We start from the raw sequence: 5,681 nt of genomic DNA on the forward strand, positions 1-5,681 counted from the left end.
GGTGCCGGCGGCGACCACGGCGGTCGCCTGGGGCGCCAGCCGGTCCAGCCACTCGCTCAGGGTCATCGGCTGGCCGGTCTCCGGGTTGTTGCCGAACCCGGACCAGTAGCCCTCCTGCTTGATCGACTCGTTCGGGACCGAGCCCTCGACGACCAGGACGAACGGGTCGAGCCCGCCGCGGGCCGCCATGAAGTACCACTCGATCATGGCGTCCGCGCCCTGCATCGGCCCGCTGTTGAAGTCGATCAGCGGCCAGTGCACCTCGACCTTGGGCAGCCCGGGGAGCGTTCCGAGCACGATGTCCTCGATGCTCGGCTGCATCGCCGCGGTGAGCGCGACGGAGTCACCGTCGCAGCTCAGCCCGGCGTTGATCCAGAGTATGTGGACAACAGGCTCCTCCTGCTCCGGCGCCCTGCTGCCCGCTTTCTCAGTCGTCGCGGCCATACCGCCTCCCCCACTGCTGGTCGGTGTCGGCTCCGAGCACGTGCTGCGTGGCCTCCCAGAGCACGTGGTAGACCGTCGTCTGCGCCTCCTGGATGCGGTGCACGGACGACGACGGGATGACGAACAGGTAGTCGAGGACGTCCAGCTCGGCCAGCTCGGCGAGCCTTCCGCCCTGGTAGCCGGCCAGGCCGACGGTCAGCATGCCCCTGCCCCACGCCTCCTCGAAGGCCTGGACGAGGTTGGAGGACCCCCCGCTGGTCGACAGGCCGAGGGCGATGTCGCCCGGCCTGCCGAGCGCCGCGACCTGCCGCGCGAACACGACGTCGAAGCCGACGTCGTTGGACAGGGCGGTCACCAGGGCGACGTCGGTGGTCAAGGAGAGCGCCGGGAGCGGCCGTCCGTGCCGGGGGTGCAGGAACGCGGTGGCCACCTCCTGCGCGTCGGTGCTGCTTCCGCCGTTTCCGAACGTGAAGAGCCGGCCTCCGGCCTCGAACCGGGCCGCCATCGCCTCCGCGCACTCGGCGAGCCGTTCGGTGTACAGCTCCGCCACCTGCTCGCGCAGCCGTACGATCTCCACGGCCTTGACCTCGGTCGACCGGTTCACGTGCCCCACGGGCGGACGGGTCGCGTGGTCGGCGTGGTCTGCGTGGTCTGCGTGGTCTGCGTGGTCTGCGTGGTCTGCGTGGAGAAAGGGGTACAGGCGGTGTAGCCCTTCGGAGCAGGCCCCGTCATCCATGCCCATCGCCCGTCCCCTTCGTGATCACGGCGATGGCCTCCTTGGCGTGGACGAGCACGGTGTCGCCCGGCGCCGCGTCGACCAGCGCCACGCTCACCTGCTCGTGGACGCCCCCGATCTCGGCGATCGCGAGGCCGTGGTCCATCAGGCGGACCACGAGCGCGGGAAGGGCCTCGTCTGAGCAGGTGAGGCACACATCCGCCAGGCAGTTCACGCGTTCGGTCATCTCACGGCCTCCCGGTCGGGCGCCTTGCGCGGGCTGGACTGGGCGAAGAAGACATGGACGAGCTCCCACAGCACGTGGTAGGCGGTGACGTGGATCTCCTTCACCACCGCAGGATCCTCCGAGCCCGCGACGAGCACGTGGCCGGCCGCCGGGCCGCGCGCGATGTCGCCGCCGTCGCCGCCCACCAGCGCCATCGTGAACAGGCCCAGCTCGTGGGCGGTCTCAAGGCCCCGCAGGACGTTCGCGCAGCATCCGTCCGGTGAGATCCCGAGCGCCATGTCGGCCGGGTCGGCCCAGTGACGTATCTGGTGGGCGAAGACCTCGTCGAACCCCTCGCGGCATCCGACCCCGGTGACCGTGGCGGTGTCGTTGCTCAGCGCCATCGCCGGGAGCGCCCGCTTGCCCATGATCACCGGGTGCATGAACTCGACCGCGACGTGGGAGGCGTCCGTGCCCGCGCCGCCGTTGCCGAAGACGATCAGCTTCCCGCCCCGGTGGAACCGCGCCGCCATGTCCCGGCACGCTTGCGCGATGCGTTCGGAGTCCTCCGCGAGGCGGCGTCCCGCGGCGTCGCGCCGGGCGAAGGCCTCGCTGACCGCCAGGCGCGTGGTGGATGTCACAGGCATGTGTACGCTCCGTTATGTACCGTAGTCGCCAGGCTACGGTGCGTACGCACGGAACCGACACCCTAAGCGGGACAACCCGGAGTAAAGGCTTGATCGTGGGCGGAAAGCGCGGGTTAGCCCTATCGCATACGGCTTGCCGCCGGCTGGCTCCTCAGGTGGCGGGCGAACCAGTCGCGGGCGAGGCGGGCCACGTGGTCCAGAGCGCCCGGTTCCTCGAACAGGTGCGTCGCCCTGGCCACGATCGCGAACGCGGTCTCCCCGGCCAGCTTCTCCATCGCCTGGCGGTTGAGCTCGATCACGGTGGTGTCGTACTCGCCCACGATCAGGAGGGTGGGCTGGTGGACCACGCGGAGGAAGCCGCCCGCGAGGTCGGGCCGCCCGCCTCGGGACACCACCGCCTGCACCGAGGCCGGGCGCTCGGCGGCGGCCACGAGCGCCGCCGCCGCGCCCGTACTGGCGCCGAACAGCCCGACGCCGAGCCCCGCGACCGGCCGGTGATGCCCGAGCCAGTCGGTCACCCCGGCCAGCCGGGTCGCGAGCAGGCCGATGTCGAAGCGCAACGCGCCGGTGAGGGCGTCGACGTCCTCCTCCTCGGGGGTGAGCAGGTCCACGAGCACCGTCGCCAGTTCGGCGGATTGGAGCTCGTCCGCCACGTGGCGGTTGCGCGGGCTGTGGCGGCCGCTCCCGCTCCCGTGCGCGAACACCACCACACCGTGGGCGGGCCGCGGCACGACGACGTCGGCCCCGAGCGAGACGCCCGCCGCCGGGATCGAAAGGCTCTGGCGAACCACCATCACGTCCTCCTCTTCCCGTCCGGGCCCTCAGTGGCCGGTCGGGCCGGTCTCGGGGATCTCGCCGCGGCTCCAGCGGGCCGTCCGTTCGAGCGGCTCGACGGCCCGCGTCTCGTCGAGGTGGATCACCGCGTCGAACTGGTCGCGCAGGCGGGCGCGGAAGTAGTGGCTCCGCCGCTCGGACCTGGGCCGGTAGACGGCGGCGACCATGCGCTCCAGGCGCGCGGAACTCAGCACATCAGCCGATCGGGGAGCCCTGTCGAACGAGGTGAAGAACGCCTTCTCCCCCACCTCGTGGAACAGTTCCTCGACGCTGTCGCACAGCGCGGGCCTCAGCCACTTGCGCTCCGCCGGCCCGCCCCAGCCGTCCGCCGCGGTGACGGTGCCGGTGTAGGTGGTGAGGCCGATGACGCGGCATCCCTTCCCGTGCCGCTCACGTACGAGCCGGCCGAGGTCGATCTCGCCGCGGCACGCCGCCTCCGTCGCCCGGGCGTCGCCCACGTGGGCGTTGTGCGCCCATACGACGATCTTCGCCGGCCCGCCGCCGCGGCCGAGATGTTCCAGGAGGGCGTCCAGGGTGTCGGCCATATGGCGGTCTCGCAGGTTCCATGAGCAGACGCGCCCCGAGAACATCGAGCGGTAGTGCTCCTCGGCCGTCTTCATGGCCGCCGCGTTCAGTTCCGCGTAGAAGAGCTCCTCCTCGGCCGGCAGTCCCTCCCTGCGCGCGCGGTCCATCGCCTGCCGCAGGTGCTCCACCAGCCGCCCGACGACCTCGTCCTCCCGGCCCTCCCCTGCCCCGCAGGCCGCCTTGGCCCCGTACGCCTGACCGGCGCCGGTGCCGAGGTGGTCGAAGCAGGCGTAGCGCTCGCGAGCTCGGGCCGCGGCGGCGGGGTCGACGCCGTCGAGATAGGTGATCACTTCATACATCGCCCGGTGAATCCCGTACAGATCGAGCCCGTAGAAGCCCGCTTTGTCGGAGTTCCCGCCGAGGCCCAGGTCGTTGTGCTCGCGCAGCCATCCCACGAAGTCCAGCACCACCGCGTTGCGCCACATCCAGGCCGGGAAATGCCGGAAGTCGCGCAGCGCCTCCTCGGCCGTGGCGTCCTGGCTGAGGCCGTGGACGTACCGGTTGACCCGGTAGGCGTCGGGCCAGTCGGCCTGCACCGCGACGGCGCGGAACCCCTTCTCCTCGATGAGCCGCCGCGTCATGGCGGCGCGGGCCGCGTAGAACTCGTGCGTGCCGTGGGAGGACCCGCCTATCAGCACCAGGTGCGCGTCGCCCACGAGGTCGAACAGCGCCTCCGGGCTCGGGATGCCGTCATCGGCGTGCGTGGCCTCCGCGCGGATGGCGGTGACCTCCGCACGGCCCTGCCCGCCCGCCTTGGCCGCCACCGACGCGGCGGACGCGCGCAGCAGGTCACGTACGTCCTCGACGGTGACCTCGGTGAAGTCCCAGTAGGACTGATCCGCCGCGAAGAACGGCGACGGGGTCGTCGCGCAGACCACCTCGTCCGCCTCCGCCTCCATCTCCGCGTAGGCGGCCTCGGACGCGGCGGGCAGCGCGACGACGACGCGCGCGGGGCGCAGCAGGCGCAGGGCCTTGATGGCGGCCCGTATGCCCGCCCCGGTCCCGAGGCCGTCGTCGACGAGGATCGCGACCCTGCCCTGGACGATCCGCGGCCGAAGGTCCTGCCGGAAGTGGCGCTCCCAGCGGGCGATCTCGCGCCCCTCCCAGTCGGCGACGTGCTCGACCACCTCCGGCGGGATGGCCAGGCCCCTGATCACGTCGTCGTTGAGCGCGATCGTCCCCTCCCCGGCGATGGCGCCCATCGCGAGGTCCTCCTGCCCCGGGACGCCGAGCTTGCGGGCGACGAAGACGTCGAGCGGCGCGCCGAGGGCTCTGGCCACCTCGTATGCCGCCGGGGCGCCCCCGCGCGGCAGGGCCAGCACCACGAGGTCGCCACGGCCGCGGTAGTGGTCGAGCAGGCCGGCCAGCGCGCGACCGGCATCTCTGCGGTCGCGGAACAGACGGTCGGGCATGGCGGCCCCCTAACGCGCTCGGAGGCGGACCGCCCGTCGCGCGCCGACGATGCCGCCGCCGGCGTTCGCCCACGCCGGCCGCGCCACCGCCGACACGGTCTCGGGCGGGCCTTGGCCGTTACATCGAGCCTACGCCTCCTCCCCGCTCAGGCACCGTGGCCATGCCTTCCGCCCCATGTCCGGGGGTTTGTGGGTGGTTGGGCGGGCAGGCGCCGCACGTGGGGCGGCCCATGTCCCGTTTAACATGAAATCTGGCTTAATAAGCGCATTTAATATGTCTTTTACCTTCATTGACCGCAAACACCGCGCTCTATGGAAATACCCAATCGTTGCCGCCGTTCCGGGCCAATCTATTTATCCCTCCCACCTGCGAAGCAGGCCGAACACGTAATTGACACGCCGAAGATCGGCACCGCATAATTACACAGCGGCAACGGAAAGCCCCCGGATCACAGAACGGCCCACCCGTTCTGTCCGTTATCGATATGTCGAACATCCCCCGAGCGACAATCCCCTCCGAGCGACAGAGCCACGAATAATCGGCAGCCATTAATCGCGCGTGCCGGGCCCACCCGGCTCACGCGATCGGCGATGCGCGCCATCGGCCGGCCGAGCGTGTCACCTCACCTCAGCGTTCCACGCCTTGATTCCTGCCGGCTTGACCGGCTCTCCGCGCACGGCACCAAACCGGAGTTCTCCGGCTGATCCATTTGTCCCCTTCCAGCGCGACAGTGATTGGTGGTGTGGGTTGTGACCGAGACAACCGACGCGAGAACAGACACACACAACGGCCAGACCCAGCAGAGCCTGGCCACCCA

At 70.9% G+C, this 5,681-nt stretch carries 5 protein-coding genes and 1 pseudogene; all 6 read right to left on the reverse strand.

Annotated elements, in window-relative coordinates:
* Positions 1–444, reverse strand: a pseudogene (locus tag AB0B89_RS20540) (hydrogenase expression protein HypE); the annotation flags it as partial.
* A complete protein-coding gene (locus AB0B89_RS20545; protein WP_358554937.1) occupies positions 428–1,048 on the reverse strand; it encodes an SIS domain-containing protein in 621 nt (206 codons plus the stop codon). The pseudogene AB0B89_RS20540 and the gene AB0B89_RS20545, both read right to left, overlap by 17 nt.
* Positions 1,049–1,172: 124 nt before the next feature.
* The gene (locus AB0B89_RS20550; protein ID WP_358554940.1) at positions 1,173–1,406 is read right to left on the reverse strand and encodes a HypC/HybG/HupF family hydrogenase formation chaperone; all 234 of its coding nucleotides are present in this window, start codon (positions 1,404–1,406) and stop codon (positions 1,173–1,175) included.
* Positions 1,403–2,032, reverse strand: a complete 630-nt coding sequence (locus AB0B89_RS20555; protein ID WP_358554943.1) for an SIS domain-containing protein — start codon at positions 2,030–2,032, stop codon at positions 1,403–1,405. Before AB0B89_RS20555 ends, AB0B89_RS20550 begins: the two co-directional genes overlap by 4 nt.
* 119 nt (positions 2,033–2,151) lie before the next feature.
* On the reverse strand, positions 2,152–2,826 hold the full coding sequence (locus AB0B89_RS20560; protein ID WP_358554946.1) for a hydrolase: 675 nt from the start codon (positions 2,824–2,826) through the stop codon (positions 2,152–2,154).
* Between the two features lie 27 nt (positions 2,827–2,853).
* The gene (locus AB0B89_RS20565) at positions 2,854–4,863 is read right to left on the reverse strand and encodes an erythromycin esterase family protein (protein WP_358554949.1); all 2,010 of its coding nucleotides are present in this window, start codon (positions 4,861–4,863) and stop codon (positions 2,854–2,856) included.
* Between the last annotated feature and the right edge of the window lie 818 nt (positions 4,864–5,681).

The organism is Sphaerisporangium sp. NPDC049002 (genome assembly GCF_040649355.1).
In the GTDB taxonomy this organism is placed as follows: Bacteria; Actinomycetota; Actinomycetes; order Streptosporangiales; family Streptosporangiaceae; genus Sphaerisporangium.